The organism is Afifella pfennigii DSM 17143 (assembly GCF_000688515.1).
In the GTDB taxonomy this organism is placed as follows: Bacteria; Pseudomonadota; Alphaproteobacteria; order Rhizobiales; family Afifellaceae; genus Afifella; species Afifella pfennigii.
Genome location: NZ_JHZK01000029.1, coordinates 16,709 through 31,826, shown reverse-complemented (window position 1 = coordinate 31,826; position 15,118 = coordinate 16,709). Strand labels below are relative to the sequence as shown.

At 66.5% G+C, this 15,118-nt stretch carries 18 protein-coding genes and 1 other RNA gene; 4 read left to right on the top strand and 15 right to left on the bottom strand.

Annotated elements, in window-relative coordinates; genetic code table 11:
• Position 1 precedes the first annotated feature (1 nt).
• From tolR to Q331_RS0116250, 13 genes are all read right to left on the bottom strand, one after another.
• Positions 2 to 451 carry a protein TolR gene (tolR, locus tag Q331_RS0116315; protein ID WP_051631271.1) on the bottom strand — a complete coding sequence of 150 codons (450 nt, stop codon included), beginning with the start codon at positions 449 to 451 and terminating at the stop codon, positions 2 to 4.
• Entirely contained in the window at positions 451 to 1,164 is a 714-nt protein-coding gene (gene tolQ, locus Q331_RS0116310; protein WP_026381553.1) for a protein TolQ, read from the bottom strand. The genes tolR and tolQ overlap by 1 nt, the downstream gene beginning before the upstream one ends.
• 366 nt (positions 1,165 to 1,530) lie before the next feature.
• Positions 1,531 to 1,971: a tol-pal system-associated acyl-CoA thioesterase gene (ybgC, locus tag Q331_RS0116300; RefSeq protein ID WP_026381552.1), complete on the bottom strand. Its 441-nt coding sequence runs from the start codon at positions 1,969 to 1,971 to the stop codon at positions 1,531 to 1,533.
• Positions 1,964 to 3,010 carry a Holliday junction branch migration DNA helicase RuvB gene (gene ruvB, locus Q331_RS0116295; RefSeq protein ID WP_026381551.1) on the bottom strand — a complete coding sequence of 349 codons (1,047 nt, stop codon included), beginning with the start codon at positions 3,008 to 3,010 and terminating at the stop codon, positions 1,964 to 1,966. Before ruvB ends, ybgC begins: the two co-directional genes overlap by 8 nt.
• Positions 3,007 to 3,633, bottom strand: coding sequence for a Holliday junction branch migration protein RuvA (ruvA, locus tag Q331_RS0116290; RefSeq protein WP_026381550.1), 627 nt, complete (start codon positions 3,631 to 3,633; stop codon positions 3,007 to 3,009). Before ruvA ends, ruvB begins: the two co-directional genes overlap by 4 nt.
• Before the next feature lie 13 nt (positions 3,634 to 3,646).
• Positions 3,647 to 4,063 (bottom strand): type II toxin-antitoxin system VapC family toxin, encoded by a 417-nt coding sequence (locus Q331_RS0116285; RefSeq protein ID WP_026381549.1) that lies wholly within the window; start codon positions 4,061 to 4,063, stop codon positions 3,647 to 3,649.
• Positions 4,060 to 4,320, bottom strand: coding sequence for an AbrB/MazE/SpoVT family DNA-binding domain-containing protein (locus tag Q331_RS0116280; protein WP_026381548.1), 261 nt, complete (start codon positions 4,318 to 4,320; stop codon positions 4,060 to 4,062). The genes Q331_RS0116285 and Q331_RS0116280 overlap by 4 nt, the downstream gene beginning before the upstream one ends.
• A gap of 56 nt (positions 4,321 to 4,376) precedes the next feature.
• Entirely contained in the window at positions 4,377 to 4,910 is a 534-nt protein-coding gene (gene ruvC / locus Q331_RS0116275) for a crossover junction endodeoxyribonuclease RuvC (protein ID WP_026381547.1), read from the bottom strand.
• A gap of 37 nt (positions 4,911 to 4,947) precedes the next feature.
• A complete protein-coding gene (locus tag Q331_RS0116270) occupies positions 4,948 to 5,736 on the bottom strand; it encodes an SDR family NAD(P)-dependent oxidoreductase (protein WP_026381546.1) in 789 nt (262 codons plus the stop codon).
• A 146-nt stretch (positions 5,737 to 5,882) separates the two neighbouring features.
• Entirely contained in the window at positions 5,883 to 6,692 is an 810-nt protein-coding gene (locus Q331_RS0116265; RefSeq protein ID WP_026381545.1) for a glucose 1-dehydrogenase, read from the bottom strand.
• A 12-nt stretch (positions 6,693 to 6,704) separates the two neighbouring features.
• Positions 6,705 to 8,519: a glycoside hydrolase family 15 protein gene (locus Q331_RS0116260; RefSeq protein ID WP_026381544.1), complete on the bottom strand. Its 1,815-nt coding sequence runs from the start codon at positions 8,517 to 8,519 to the stop codon at positions 6,705 to 6,707.
• A gap of 86 nt (positions 8,520 to 8,605) precedes the next feature.
• Positions 8,606 to 10,528 carry a propionyl-CoA synthetase gene (locus Q331_RS0116255; RefSeq protein ID WP_026381543.1) on the bottom strand — a complete coding sequence of 641 codons (1,923 nt, stop codon included), beginning with the start codon at positions 10,526 to 10,528 and terminating at the stop codon, positions 8,606 to 8,608.
• A 133-nt stretch (positions 10,529 to 10,661) separates the two neighbouring features.
• Positions 10,662 to 11,075, bottom strand: a complete 414-nt coding sequence (locus Q331_RS0116250) for a universal stress protein (protein ID WP_026381542.1) — start codon at positions 11,073 to 11,075, stop codon at positions 10,662 to 10,664.
• A 140-nt stretch (positions 11,076 to 11,215) separates the two neighbouring features.
• Here Q331_RS0116250 and ssrS point away from each other — a divergent pair.
• The 4 genes from ssrS to Q331_RS0116235 all read left to right on the top strand — a co-directional run bounded on the left by ssrS (position 11,216) and on the right by Q331_RS0116235 (position 13,291).
• A non-coding RNA gene (gene ssrS, locus Q331_RS23540) (6S RNA) lies at positions 11,216 to 11,373 on the top strand.
• A 37-nt stretch (positions 11,374 to 11,410) separates the two neighbouring features.
• Positions 11,411 to 11,995, top strand: a complete 585-nt coding sequence (locus Q331_RS0116245; protein WP_026381541.1) for a 5-formyltetrahydrofolate cyclo-ligase — start codon at positions 11,411 to 11,413, stop codon at positions 11,993 to 11,995.
• Positions 11,992 to 12,822: a TIGR00282 family metallophosphoesterase gene (locus Q331_RS0116240; RefSeq protein WP_026381540.1), complete on the top strand. Its 831-nt coding sequence runs from the start codon at positions 11,992 to 11,994 to the stop codon at positions 12,820 to 12,822. Before Q331_RS0116245 ends, Q331_RS0116240 begins: the two co-directional genes overlap by 4 nt.
• A gap of 55 nt (positions 12,823 to 12,877) precedes the next feature.
• A complete protein-coding gene (locus tag Q331_RS0116235) occupies positions 12,878 to 13,291 on the top strand; it encodes a GFA family protein (protein WP_026381539.1) in 414 nt (137 codons plus the stop codon).
• A 64-nt stretch (positions 13,292 to 13,355) separates the two neighbouring features.
• Here Q331_RS0116235 and Q331_RS0116230 read toward each other — a convergent pair whose 3' ends face one another.
• Both Q331_RS0116230 and Q331_RS22165 read right to left on the bottom strand, forming a co-directional pair.
• The gene (locus Q331_RS0116230; RefSeq protein WP_026381538.1) at positions 13,356 to 13,922 is read right to left on the bottom strand and encodes a hypothetical protein; all 567 of its coding nucleotides are present in this window, start codon (positions 13,920 to 13,922) and stop codon (positions 13,356 to 13,358) included.
• A 223-nt stretch (positions 13,923 to 14,145) separates the two neighbouring features.
• Complete coding sequence (locus Q331_RS22165; RefSeq protein ID WP_169738530.1) at positions 14,146 to 14,988, bottom strand: ion transporter; 843 nt, start codon at positions 14,986 to 14,988, stop codon at positions 14,146 to 14,148.
• Positions 14,989 to 15,118: the final 130 nt, after the last annotated feature.

Here is a 15,118-nt window from a genome sequence, read left to right as displayed (position 1 = left end):
GCTACCCGTTGGTCTCTTCCAGCGTGACCAGGCCGATGCGCCGATATCCGGCGGCGTTGAGCCGGCCCATCACGCGCATGATGGTGCCGTAGTCGGCCATGCGGTCGCCGCGCACATAGATGCGCTCGTTGAGCCCGTTCTGGGCGATGGCCTGAAGCGTCGTCACCAATTGCTCCGGCGTCACCTCCGCCTCCTGCAGGAAGATCTTGCCGTCGGCGGCGACGGAGACGGTGATCGGCTCGGTGTCGGCGTTGAGAGCCTTCGCCTGCGTCTCCGGCAGATCGATGGGCACGCCCACCGTCAACAGCGGCGCCGCCACCATGAAGATGATGAGCAGCACCAGCATCACGTCGACGAAGGGCGTGACGTTGATCTCCGCCATCGGCGCGTGCCGGCGGCGGATACGGTGCCGGCCGCCGCCGCGCGTCGGCGCGATCATGCCGCCCGCCATCAGGCGCCCCTCCGCTCGTCGATCTGGCGCGACAGGATCGCCGCGAACTCGTCGGCAAAGCCCTCCATGCGGGTGGAAAGGCGCGACACCTGGCTGGCGAACTTGTTGTAGAACATCACTGCCGGGATGGCGGCCAGCAGTCCGAAGGCCGTCGCCAGGAGCGCCTCGGCGATACCGGGCGCGACGACGGCGAGATTGGTGTTCTTGGATGCGGCGATCGCCTGGAAGGAGTTCATGATCCCCCAGACCGTGCCGAAGAGGCCGATGAAGGGCGCCGCCGAACCGACCGTCGCCAGCACCAGGAGCCGGCGCTCCAGCCGATCGACCTCGCGCGCCAGAGTGACATCCATCACCCGGTCGATGCGCTGGGCAAGGCCGGCGAGCGACTTGCCCCCACTCTCATAGGTGCGCTTCCATTCCTTCATCGCCGCCACGAAGAGGGCAGCCATGCCGTGCGCCTCGCGCTGGGAGACCTGGGCGTAGAGGTTCTCCAGCGAGGCGCCCGACCAGAAGGTCTCCTCGAAGCGGTCGAGCTGTCGTTTCAGCCGCGCATAGAGCAGCCATTTGTCGACGATGATCGCCCAGCACCAGATCGACGCGCCGATCAGGCCGAGCATCACCAGCTTCACGACGATATGCGCCTGCCAAAATAGCGAGAGCAAAGAAAAGCTTCCCGCCGGAGCGGCGAGCGCTGTCTGGGCAACTTGATCCATGGAATGAGATCGCTCTTGTTCGATCTCGGCGGCTCTTGACCGCCGAATGTGACCAAAGCGCGACTTCCCGGCCTTGCGAACCGAAGAACGCGCCGCACTGAATGAGAGAGCAACAGGGTTAACGAAGCGTTACCAGGAGGAAACGGTAAGTCGTTGCCAAAAAAGCTTCACAAAGCTGCGGAACCTGATGACTCCAATGGCGTTGTAACTGCGAACTCGCGCCAGCATGAGCAGCGCCCCGAATGAGGATGTCATGTACGCTTTTCACCCCGGCCCGGATGATGGCAACTGGACGGATTTCCTGGTGGCTGGCGGCTTGGCGGCCGGCCTGTTTCTCATCGTTGTCGCCGCCTTCGCCGTCTGATCTCAGCTCGACACCTGCGAGAAGGCGCAGCTGACGGCAGGCGGCAGGCGCCGCGGCCGTCCGGCTGCATCGATCAGCGCAACCTCCACCCGTGCCACCGTGAGCCGTTCCGCCTCCCGCCAGATTTCCTGCGCCAGAACGAGGCGCGCCCCGCCCGTCTTCTCGCTACGCGTTACAATCCGCAACACGTCGTCGATATGCGCCGGCCTGTCGAAGGCGATCTCCATACGCCGCACGGTGAAGGCGAGGCCTTCCTGCGCCAATTCGCGATGATGAATGCCGAGCAGCCTCAAGTAGTCCGAGCGGCCCCTCTCCAGGAAATGCAGGTAGCGTGCGTGGTAGACGAGGCCGGAGAAATCGGTGTCCTCGAAATAGATGCGCTGGAAGAGGACGTGCCCGCCATCTTCGAGCCTTCCCGACAGCCCGTCCGGTGCCTCAGGCATCGTCGCCTCCGGCGAAGAGCCCCATCTGCGCCGCCTTGTCGGGCGGGGGCGCGGCAAGGCCGAGATGGGTAAAAGCCTTCGGCGCCAACAGCCGCCCGCGCGGGGTGCGCTGCACGAAGCCCTTCTGGATGAGGAAGGGCTCCACGATATCCTCAATGGCATCGCGCGGCTCCGAGAGCGCCGCCGAAATGGTCTCGATGCCGACCGGCCCGCCGCCGAAATTCTCCGCGATCATGGCAAGATAGCGCCGGTCGAGGGCGTCGAGCCCGGCCACGTCCACCTCCAGCGCCAGAAGCGCCTTGTCGGCGAGCGCGCTTTCGATGCGGCTCGCCCCGTCGACGGCGGCGAAGTCGCGCACGCGCCGCAGCAGCCTGCCGGCCACCCGCGGCGTGCCGCGCGCCCGCCGGGCGATCTCCACCGCCCCGTCGTCGGAGACCGGCACGCCGAGAATGCGCGCCCCACGCCGCACGATCCGCTCCAGCTCCGCATCGGAGTAAAAGTCGAGCCGCACCGGAATGCCGAACCGGTCGCGCAGCGGCGTCGTCAAGAGTCCGAGCCGCGTCGTTGCCCCGACGAGGGTGAAGGGGGCAAGGTCGATCCTGACGGAGCGCGCCGCCGGACCCTCGCCGATGATGAGGTCGAGCTGGAAATCCTCCATCGCCGGATAGAGGATTTCCTCCACCGCCGGGCTCAGCCGGTGGATCTCGTCGATGAACAGGACATCGCGCTCCTCCAGATTGGTGAGCAACGCGGCAAGATCGCCCGCCTTGGCAATCACCGGCCCGGAGGTGGCGCGGAAATTGACGCCGAGCTCGCGCGCCACGATCTGCGCCAGCGTCGTCTTGCCGAGGCCCGGCGGACCGACGAAGAGGACGTGGTCGAGCGCCTCCCCGCGCGCCTTCGCCGCCTCGATGAAGACCTTCAGGTTCGCCCGCGCCTTCTCCTGGCCGACGAAATCGGCGAGCCTTTCGGGCCGGAAGGAGGCATCCTCCTCGTCCTCCCGCTTGATGTCGCCCGATATCAGGCGCTCCGCGCTCACTGCGACAGCTCCTTCAGTCCCAGCCGGATCAGCTTCGCCGTCTCGGCCCCCTCGCCCGCCTCGCGCATCGCCTTGGCGACGGCGGCGGAGGCCTGCATCTGCGCATAGCCGAGATTGACGAGCGCCGAAACCGCATCGGCCGCCGGCTGCGGCGCCGCCTTCTCGCCGAGCTCCGCCTGCAGGCGGGCAACGGCCGGATCGCCGCCGAGGTCGCCGGAAAGCACAGGCGCCTTGTCCTTCAATTCGGCGCAGACGCGCCCGGCGAGCTTAGGCCCGACGCCGGGTGCCCGGGCGATCATCGCCTTGTCCTGCAGGGCGATGGCGGAAGCGAGCTCGGCCGGCTTCAAGACGCCGAGAATGCCCAGCGCCATGCGCGTGCCCACCCCCTGCACGGAGTTCAGCAGCCGGAACCATTCGCGCTCAAGGTCGGAAGCGAAGCCGAAGAGGCGAATCTGATCCTCGCGCACATAGGTCTCGATGGCGACCGTCGCCGCCTCGCCGGGCGCCGGCAGCGCTTGCAGCGTCTGGGTGGAGCAATGCACGACATAGCCGACGCCGTTGCAATCGACGATCACCCAATCGGGCCCATAGGAATCGATGAGGCCCTTCAGCTTGCCGATCATGCTCGCGCCCCGCTCACGGATCGGTATCCGGTGAGACAATCCTCAGAAGAGGGAAATACCGCCGATAGCGGGCCGGATCACGTGTCAGGAGGACATATCCACCGAGATCGGCATGCGCTCCGATATAGAAGTCGGGCAGCGGCGACCGCCTCGTCCCGCCAGCTTGACGATAGCTCAAGAAAGCGTGCCCAGCGGCAAACGCTGCGTCCCAGGGCAGCGCCTCGCGCCGAAAGATCGCCGGGCTGAGTGCACGATCCACGAGCCGCTGACTGGCATAGCCGCACGAAACCTCCGCATAGACGATCGGATTGATCAGCAATTGGCCCCGCCGCCGACCCTCGCGAAGCTGCCTCTGCGACCAGAAAGCCCAATCGTGATCTTCATGCAGGACGTCGATGAGAACATTCGCGTCGACCAGCGTATCGGTCATTCGCCGCGCAAGAGCTCCATGAAGGCGTCCGTGCTCATGCCGAGCCGCAGCGTGCCACGAACCCGTTCCAGATAAGCGTCGAACTCCGGATCGTCTCCCTTCGCCGCCGCCACCGACGCAGCTCGGCGCAGGACAATCTCCTCCCCGCGCTCGCTGACCTCGAACCTCGTCCCGACAGCCATACCACGACGATCCCGGATTGCCTTCGGGATGGTGACCTGCCCCTTTGCAGTGAGCGTCGTAGCACTTTTTCGCATTCTTACCTCTTCTGGTAAGAATAGAACATTACACAAACAAAAACAAGATTGCAGAGCTACCCGATAACGCTTCTGAAGCTCTCAGGTATCGCCGCGGCCGCGACCTGCGCACTGCCGCGGTGATGGGCGTGGCAGACGGCGATGGCGAGCGCGTCGGCGGCGTCGTCGCTGTCGAAGCGCGCCCGCGGCATGAGCACGGAGACCATGGCGCGGATCTGCTTTTTGTCGGCATGGCCCGCCCCGACGACGGATTTCTTCACCATGTTGGGCGCGTATTCGGCGACCATGAGTCCCGCCTGTGCCGGCACGAGCAGCGCGATGCCGCGCGCCTGGCCGAGCTTGAGCGTCGCAGACGCGTCGCGGTTCACGAAGGTCGCCTCCACCGCGGCCTCCCCCGGCAGGTGGCGGGCGACCACCTCGCTCAGGCCCTCATGGAGCTCCGCCAGCCTTTCCGCCAGGGACAGGCTCTCGCTGGAGCGCACCGTGCCGGAGGCGACGAAGACGAGGCGCGGGCCCTCGCTCTCCACCACCCCCCAGCCGGTGCGGCGGAGGCCCGGATCGATGCCGATGATGCGAATCGCCTGGCGCATGCCGGAAACATACCGGAAACAAGGTGCCGGCAGGCGCCTAATCTTCTCTCACCGGCACCGTGTAATTGAGCGGCAGCCGGCCGCCGTCGACATAGACGGTCTGGCCGGTCATGTAGCTGGCGTCGTCGGAGGCGAGGAAGGCGGCGACGCCGGCGATTTCGGAGGGCTGGCCGATCCGCCCGAGTGGCGTGCGCGACAGGATGCGCTTTCTCGCCGCCTCGTCGTTGGCGACCGCCGCCAGGATGTCGGTCATGATGGATCCCGGCCCGATGCCGTTGACGCGGATGCCGTGCGGGGCCAGCGACAGTGCCATCACCTTGGTCAATTGGTTCATGCCGCCCTTGGAGACCGAATAGGGCACCTGGTTGGCGATGGCGAAGACGGCGTTGACCGAGCTCATATTGATGATGACGCCGGGCGCGCCGCCATTATCGATCTGCTTGACCATGCGCCGCGCCACCGCCTGGGCGACGAGAAAGGCGCCCTTCAGGTTGACGCACAGGACGCGCTCGAAATCCTCTTCCGAAATCTCCAGAAAGTCGCCGGCATGCACGACGCCGGCGTTGTTGACGAGGATGTCGATATCGCCGAAGGCGTCGACCGCCGAGGCAAGCAGATTGCGCACGGCGAGCTTCTCGCCGACATCGCAATGGATAAAGCGCACCGGCCCCAGATCGCCGAGCCGCTCGGCCGCGTCGCTGCCGGCATCGTCGTCGATATCGGCGATGACCACCCTTGCCCCGTCGGAGACGAAGCGCTCGGCGATGGCCAGCCCAATTCCGCGCGCCCCGCCGGTAACGATGGCGACCTTGTTTTCCAGTGACATGATCGAAGCCTCCCCGGCGGACACTGCCGCCGCCCGATGGCGCCGGTCAATCCCTGCCGGACGCCATCAACCGATATCGCGCGCGCTGGCTACCGATCGTGGCGGCGCGCCTGCGAAGAGGGCAATCCGGGCGCGCTTCCTCACCTCTAGCCATTGTCGATAAAGCCGGGATAGAGCGCCATGCCGCCATCGGCGAACAGCGAATGGCCGTGGACGTAATCGGCTGCGTCGGAGACGAGCCAGGCGATGACGCGGGCAATGTCCTCGGGCTCGCCGATGCGGCCGTAGGGGATGAGCGAGCGAATCTCTTCCGCCCCCTCTTCGCGCTCCTCTTCGTTGATGGCGGTGGCGATCGCCCCTGGCGCGACAGAGTTCACCCGGATTTTCCGCCGGCCCACCTCCTGCGCCAGCGAGCGCATCAACAGCGACACGCCGCCCTTGGAGGCGGCGTAATTCGCCCGCCCCGCCCAGGGGATGCGCTCGTGGACGGAGGAGTTGAAGACGATCTTGCCGAGCGCCCGGCTGAGTTCGGGCCGCATTCCCTTCTCTTCGAAGCGCCGCACCGCCTCCCGCGCCACCAGGAAGGCGCCGGTGAGGTTGATGTCGATGACCTTCTGCCAGTCGGCGAGCTCCATGTCGGTGAAGGCCCTGTCGATCTGGATGCCGGCATTGGAGACGACGATATCGACTTCGCCGAGCTCGCCCTCGCACAGATCGAAAAGCCTCCTCACATCGTCTTCGCGCGAGACGTCGCCCCTGGCGACGATGCCGCGCCGTCCGGCAGCCTGGATTGCCGCCAGCGTCGCCTTGGCGCCTTCTTCGTCGGAATGGTAGTTGACCAGAACGTCCGCCCCGGCCTCCGCGAGCGCCTGCGCCGTCGCCGCGCCGATGCCCGAGCTTGCGCCCGTCACCAGCGCGATCTGCCCGTCGAGGGAAATGGCTTCTGTCATACTCATGCCGGCGCAACGTTACGCGGCGAAGCGGGTTCCCTCATCCCCGTCGAGCGCCCGCTCCAGCCAATGCGCGGCCGAGATCAACGACAGATGCGTCAGCGCCTGCGGGAAATTGCCGAGATGCGCGCCGGAGGGGCTGAGTTCCTCCGCATAGAGCCCGACCGTATTGGCGTAGGAGAGCAGCTTCTCAAATAGGAGCCGCGCCCGCGGCACATCGCCGGTGCGCGCCAGCGCCTCCACATACCAGAAGGCGCAGGTGGTGAAGGCGCCCTCGCGGCCAGATAGCCCGTCGACATCCTCCGCTCCCTCCGCCTCGTCGTCGTAGCGCAGCACCAGGCAATCCTTGACGAGGCGCTGCTCCACCGCGCGCATCGTGCGCAGCCACAAGCGGTCGCGCGGATTGATGAAGCGCATCAGCGGCATCAGGAGCACCGAGGCGTCCACCGTCTGGGAGCCCTTGTACTGCACGAAGGCGCCGATCTCCTCGTCCCAGAAATCCTCCATGATGGAGGCGTGAATCTCGTCGCGCGTTTGCCGCCACTCCTCCACCGGGCCGGGCAGGGAATGCTTGTGGGTCATGCGCACCGCCCGGTCGAAGGCGACCCAGCACATCAGCCGCGAGGATAGGAACTCCCGCCGCGGTCCGCGCACCTCCCAGATGCCCTCATCCGGCTGGCCCCAGTTCCTCTGCAGCCATTCCAGCATCACGGTGAGCCGTCGCCAGACCTTCTTGGAAGGTTGTCCGAGCGACTTGGCGGCGACATAGATCGTGTCCATCAGCTCGCCGTAGATATCGAGCTGGAGCTGCGAATAGGCGGCGTTGCCGATGCGCACCGGGCGTGAATTCTCCCAGCCCGAAAGATGTGTGAGCTCCACCTCCGGCAGATGCGCGCGCCCGTCCATGGCGTACATGATCTGCATCTCGCAGCCGCCGCATTCCTCCGCCCGGTCGAGCAGGAAGGTGGTGAAGGCATGCGCCTCCTCGAAGCAATCGAGCCTTGAAAAGGCGTAGATGGAAAAGGCGGCGTCGCGCACCCAGCAATAGCGGTAGTCCCAGTTGCGGCTATGGCCGACCACTTCCGGCAGGCCGAAAGTCGCCGCCGCTGCAATGGAGCCGTATTGGCGCGAGGAGAGAAGCTTCAAAACCAGGCTGGAGCGCACCACGATCTCGCGCCAGCGCGTCGGATAGCGGCCCTTGGCCACCCAATCGTGCCAGAAATCCACCGTCGCCTTGAAGCTGGCGCTGACATATTCATGGCCGACCTTTGGCACTTCCTTGCGGCCGGGACACAGCACCACGAAGGCGTGCTCGCCTTCCTTCAGTCGGAAATCGGCATGCGCCCTTCCCTCGCCGACCTCAAGCGGCGTCTCGGCATAGAGGTAGAGGCTGCGCTCGCCGTCGCTGAAGACAACGCCGCCTTCGATCGGCTCGGCCGCGGGCACGTTGCGCGCGTAGTCGAAGCGCGGCTCGCAGATGAGGCAGAAATCGATGTCGCCCTGGATCGCCTTGGCCCGGCGAATGATGCGTCCGGAGCCGTCCAGCGGCATGAAGTCGGAGACCTCCGCGACGCTGGAATCGCCCTGAAAGCGGGTGATGAGGACGTTGGTGTCCGGCAGGTAGAGCTGGCGCGAGCGCAGATGCCCGTCCGTTACCGAAAGGCGGAAGCGCCCGCCCTTCTCCCGGTCCAGGAGCTCGGCGAAAACCGTCGGCGAATCGAAGTTGGGGTAGCAGAAGAAGTCGATCGTGCCGTCCAGCGCCACCAGCGCGGCCGTCTGCATGTCGCCGATGACGGCGTGGTCTTCGATGGGTGTGGAGCTTGGCTTGTTCATGACGGCGGGACCGGATGCCATAGCCTAGGCCAGTCCCGCCGCGGGTAAAGAGCGGGCATCGACAAAACCCGCCCCCATGCGTCGTCTCAGCGCGCCTGCGCGGCGCGCATCTGGTCGACGTGATCCACGACCGCCTGGATTTCGTCGAGGATCGCCGGGTCATCGATCGTCGCCGGCATCTTGTACTCCTCGTGGTCGACGATGTGGCGCATGGTGGCGCGCAAGATCTTGCCCGAACGCGTCTTCGGCAGCCGCGCCACGACATGCACCGTCTTGAAGGCGGCCACCGGGCCGATCTCCTCGCGCACCTTGGCGATGCATTCGGCCTGGATCTCCGCCGGGTCGCGGTCCTTGCCGGCCTTCAGGACGACGAAGCCCATCGGCATCTGGCCCTTCAGGTTGTCGTGCGCGCCGATGACGGCGCATTCGGCAACGTCCGGATGGCCGGCCAGCACCTCCTCCATCGCTCCGGTCGACAGGCGATGGCCGGCGACGTTGATGATGTCGTCGGTGCGCGCCATGACGTAGACGTAACCCTCCTCGTCCAGCATGCCGGCATCGGCCGTCTTGTAGTAGCCGGGGAACTCGGCGAGATAGGCTTCCTTGAAGCGCTCGTCGGCGTTCCACAGGGTCGGCAGGCAGGCCGGCGGCAGCGGCAGCTTGACAACGATGTTGCCGAGCTTATTGGCCGGCACTTCGTGGCCGGCATCGTCGAGGATGCGCAGATCGTAGCCCGGCATCGCCACGGTCGGCGAGCCGTATTTCACCGGCAGAACCCCGAGCCCGACCGGATTGGCGGCGATCGCCCAAGCCGTCTCCGTCTGCCACCAATGGTCGATCACCGGCACGCCGAGCTTGTCCTCCGCCCAATGGATGGTGTCCGGGTCGGCGCGCTCGCCGGCCAGGAACAGCGTGCGGAAATGCGACATGTCGTACTTGCCGACGTAGGTGCCCTCCGGATCCTCCTTCTTGATGGCGCGGAAGGCGGTCGGGGCGGTGAACAGAGCCGCGACGCGGTGCTCCTCGATGACCCGCCAGAACACCCCGGCATCGGGCGTGCCGACCGGCTTGCCCTCAAAAAGGACCGTCGTGCAGCCATGCAGGAGCGGCGCGTAGACGATATAGGAATGGCCGACCACCCAGCCGACGTCCGAGGCGGCCCAGAAGACCTCGCCCGGATCGATGTCGTAGATGGCCTTCATCGACCATTTCAGCGCCACCATGTGCCCGCCATTGTCGCGCACCACGCCCTTCGGCCGCCCGGTCGTGCCGGAGGTGTAGAGGATATAGAGCGGGTCGGTCGCCTCCACCGGCTCCGGCGGCACCTCCGTGCCGAGGCTCTTCTCCTCCTCCACCAGGCTGGCATAGTCGAAGTCGCGCCCCTCGCTCAGTTCGCACGGCCCCTGCTCGCGCTGCAGGACGAGGCAGAAGTCGGGCTGCGCCTCGGCCTGCTTCAGGGCGGCGTCGAGCAGCGGCTTGTAGGCGACGATGCGCCCCGGCTCGATGCCGCAGGAGGCGGATATGATCGCCTTGGGCGTGCAATCGTTGATACGGGTGGCGAGCTCGTTGGCGGCGAAGCCGCCGAAGACCACCGAATGGATGGCACCGAGCCGGGCGCAGGCGAGCATGGCGAAGACGGCTTCCGGCACCATCGGCATATAGAGGATCACCCGGTCGCCCTTGCCGATGCCCTTCTTCTTCAGCACCGCGGCGAGGGCCTGCACCTCCCCCAGAAGCTCCTGATAGGAGATGGTGCGCTTGGCGCCGGTGATGGGGCTGTCGTAGATGATCGCGGCCTGGCCGGGGCGCCCGCGCTCCACATGCCGATCGACGCAATTGGCGCAGGTGTTGGTCCTACCCCCGGCGAACCAACGCCCGTAGATGCCGGCCTCGCCGTCCAAGATCTTGGCTGGCGGCTTGACCCAGTCGATCTCCTCCGCGGCCTTGGCCCAGAAACCCTCCGGGTCTCTCTGCCAGGATTGATAGACCTCGTGGTAGCGGCTCGTCATCGCTTATTCCTCCCGCCGCCCTCCTAGCTCGCCGCGCGCCCGCCGACAATTGGCCAAGGGTCGATAACCGGCCGCAGAAGTTGTGCGCCCAATCGGCGCAGTCGCGGATTGTCTGCGCCTGTCGGCGTCGGCGCTAGCGCACGACGAAAACGGAAACCTCGCTGTGCGAGGCGAGATAGCCGGCGTTGGAGGCGAAGACGTGGGTCGCGAAGCCCGGCACATGCGAGGCCATGATGACCAGATCGGCACCGGTCTCGTGCACTTGCTCTTCCAGCACCGCGTCGAGGTCGCGCGCCGGATCGTGGCTCGTCACCGCCTTGGCGGTGAAGCTGCCGCCCAATTTCCCGCTCTGCTCGGCGGCATAGGCCTCCAGCTTCTCCGCATATTCGGCCGGATTGTGGGCGACCGAGCTCGGCGCCGCCGCGGAGACGCCAACGAGGATCACCTTGGCGCCGTAATGCTTGGAAAGATCGCCGGCGAGCTGCATCGCCTTGTCCAGCTTGTCCTTATGGCCAAGGTCCGTCGGCACCATGATCGTCTTGAACATCCGCTCCTCCCTCTGTCAGCTCCCGGTTGGCGGCTGCCCCATCACCTTGTGCGAACCCTTGCCGTGTCAACCGAAAACCGGCGCGTCGACCACCGGGTTTCGTTTGCCGGCCGGCGCGCCGCCTCCTATATCTGCCATTCGCGCGGCTGCCCGGTTCGACAGGAGTCATATCCCCGGGGCCTTATCGATCTCGAAGGGAGCTGTCCCTGGCCTTGCCCGTGGGCTTGGCCAAAACGGCGCCCACCTACTGTGTAGGTTTCCCGGGATCGAGCACTCCACCGGCTGCGGTGGCTGCGCATCCGATTGCTGACCCCCGCGCAAGACTGCTTTCTTTCATGGATGTCACCGCCACCAAAGCCGAGATCAGAAATGCGGTCTTGGCGCGCCGCGCCGCGCTCGGCCCGGCGCAGCGGGCGGAGCGCTCGCAGGCGGCGTTGCAGCATCTGCAAGCGCTGCTGGTTCCCGGCGAGACCGTCTCGCTCTTCTGGCCGATCCGCGACGAGATCGACCCGCGCGGCCTCTTTCCCGCCATCGTGGCGCGCGGCGGCCGCCTTGCCCTGCCGGCGATCCTGGACCGGCGCCTCGTCTTCCGCGCCTTCACCGACGAAGAGGCGCTGGAGGCCGGCACTTTCGGCACCCACCATCCCGGCGCCCTCTGCCCCGAATTGACGCCCGACTTCATCGTCGCCCCGCTCGCCGCCTTCGATCGTCGGGGCGGCCGCCTGGGCTATGGGCGCGGCTATTACGATACGGTGATCGACCGCCTCAGACAGAGCGGCCATGCGCCCCGTCTTGCCGGGCTCGCCTTTGCCTGTCAGGAAGTCGATACTGTGCCGATGGAAGCGCACGATATCCGCCTGCCCCTCATCGTCACCGAGGACGGGCTGATGAGAACCGACAGCGGGAAGGCGGCGGATTGAGACTTCTGTTTTTGGGAGATGTGGTTGGCCGTTCCGGCCGCAAGGTGGTGAAGCATCGTCTGCCGGAGCTGGTTTCGCGCTGGCGGCTCGACTTCGTCGTCATCAACGGCGAGAACGCCGCCGGCGGCTTCGGCATCACCGAACCGATTTGCCAGGAGCTCCTGGATGCCGGCGCCGATTGTGTGACCAGCGGTAACCATGTCTTCGACCAGAAGGAGGCGCTGGTCTTCGCCGCCCGCCAGGAGCGCTTCCTGCGCCCGCTCAACTATCCGCCGCAGACGCCGGGCCGCGGCGCCAACATCTTCACCGCCCGCAACGGCGCCCGCGTCCTTGTCGTCAATCTCATGGGCCAGCTCTTCATGCCCGCGCTCGACGATCCCGTCGCCGCCGTAGTGCGCGAGATCGAGGCGATGCCGCTGGGGCGCGAATGCGACGCCATCGTCGTCGACTTCCACGCCGAGGCGACCAGCGAAAAACAGGTGATGGGCGCCTTCCTCGACGGCAAGGCGAGCCTCGTCGTCGGCACCCATACCCATGTGCCGACGGCCGATCATCGCATCCAGCCAGGCGGCACGGCCTATATGAGCGATGTCGGCATGTGCGGCGATTACGATTCCATCATCGGCATGCAGAAGGACGAGCCGCTCCACCGCGCCATGACCAAGATCGCCTCCGGAAGGCTCGGTCCGGCCATGGGCGAGGCGACGCTGTCGGGCATCGCCGTGGAGCTGGACGATACCACCGGCCTTGCCACAAAAGTCTCCGCGCTGCGTCTCGGCCCACATCTGGAAGAGGCCGTGCCGACCTTCTGGGACGAGGATCGCTAGGCTGAGACAGGTCTAAAGGTTCCAAGCCAGAAGCCATGAGACGAAAGGAGCTGCCATGGTCGCCCTTCCCCTGCACGGGCGCTGCTTCTGCGGCGCCGTCGCCTTTGAGGCCCTCAGCGAGCCACTGCAGGTCTCCTGGTGCCATTGCAAGGATTGCCGCCGCCAGACCGGCGCCCCGGCCGTGGTATGGGCCGGCTTTCCCGCCGATCTGGTGCGCTGGCGGGGCGAGCCCAAGCGCCGCCAATCCTCGCCCGGCATCATCCGCTCCTTCTGCGCCGAATGCGGCACGCCGATCGCTTATGTCGATGCGCGGCTTCCCGGCGAGACCTACATCCATACCGGGCTCTTCGAGGAGGCCGACCGGCTCATCCCCGACCGCCACGCCTATGTGACCTCCAAGCTCTTCTGGCTGCATCTCGACGACAGCTTGGCGAAGTACGAGGACGACACCCGCCACCGCGCGCCGTGAACGCCTGCCCTTCCGGCGCGGCGCCGGGCGCTCGCCGGCTGTATCGAGCGCGCTCGGCTTCGCCCTAGCCCGGCGCCGGCAGCGCGTGCACATGCACGTCCCGCCCCGAATGCCGCCTGAGGATCTTTGCGGCACGCTCCTCGTGCGCCTCGTCGCGCGTGTGCACCCAAAGGAGCAGCCCGCCATGGTCGAGTTGCTCCTGCAGATGATCGGCATGGTGCTCCTCGATCCAATTGGCGAGGACGGCGCCGATGAGCCCGCCGGCCCCTCCGGCAAGCGCCGCCCAGGCGATCGCCAGCGCCAGCGTTCCGCCGGATGCAACCACTGCGCCCGCGGCCACGCCCGCCCCGACATACATTAGCCCGCCCATCAGCCCGCCTTCGGCCTCGCCGAGCGATTCCGTCGACACATAGCAGCAGCGCGGCACAATAGGATCGTCCTTTAGTTCGGCCACCTTCTGGTATTTGTGGCCCAGCTTGTCGTCGACGCTCTTCTCGCTGGCGAGCAGGCTGAGCTCGGCCCGGTCGAAGCCGGAGGTCAAAAGCTCGTCGATCGCCGCCTGCAGATCCTGCGGGCTGTCGAAGACCGCGACGGCCTCGCGGATGAGGCGTGTGTTCGACATCTCTTGCATCGGCCTTCCTCCTCTTCGCCGGCGTCGCTGACGGCCTCACGCTTCGCGCCGCTCTTCGCTCTCGCCGGCGCCAGGCACAGGCAGCCCGATGCCGACGATGCCGACAATGCGGCGCCAAGGCCCACCGCCCCTGTCCCATTCTGACACAGCCGAGGATGCGCCTTGCATCTTATGCAGCATTCGCTTCTGCCGCGCGAACCGCGTCGCTCCGACGTTCGGGCGGCTAGCCGCCGGCTTTCGGCTCGTCCTTGACGCCCTGCCTCGCTGCGGCCGCGCTCTTTTGCGTCGGCGCATCCCGGCGCTTCTCGCGCACCTTATCGATGAAGGAGCCGGCGATGATGCCCGACGGCAGCGCCACCGTGCCGAGCCCAATGACGGCGATGAAGCCGGCCGCGATCCGTCCGAAGATCGTCACCGGATAGACATCGCCATAGCCGACTGTCGTCAGCGTGACGACGCTCCACCACATGGCGCGGGTGATGGAGCCGAAGCCGTCCGGCTGCGCCTCGCGCTCCGCGAGATAGAGAAGGAGGGAGGCGAAATACCACAGCATCGTGGCAATCGTCAGCGCCACGAGCAGCTCCTGCGCGCAGGCCCTTAGCGCATCGACCACCAGCCGGAAGGCCGGGAAGTAGCGTGCGATTTTGAGAACCCGGAAGATACGCAGGGAGCGCAGCCAGCCCGGCGCGGGCACGCCGAGGAGCACGAAGGCAAGCTCCGGCGCGAAGGCGAGGAAGTCGACCGTCAGGATGAACCAGTTGTTTCTGGCATAGGCGCGCACGCCGCCCTTGCCGCGGTAATGCGGATCGACGCCGGCCGTCGCAAGCCGCAGCACGAATTCCAGCGCGAAGACGACAAGGATGACGATATTGAGCACCCAGACGCCGCTGCTGCGCACGAATTCGATCTCGCGCTCCGTTTCGGCGGTGAAGAGGACGAGGCTGACGAGAATGAGCACGAGGATCACCCAGTTCGTGAGCGACAGCCCGACCTTCTCCTGACCGCGCGTCTCCAGCTGGCTGTGAATCGCGCGCCGCGCTTCGGCAAGCATCCCGGACGTTGCCATCGGCCCTGTCCTCCTCTGCAAGCGGGCCAAGAATAGCATCCTCTCGCAGCGCCAGGCCCCGGCCGGGGCCAGCTTTCCACCGCGCATTTGCGCGCGGGTCGCAGCGTGACCTGCTGCCCTGGACGGCCAT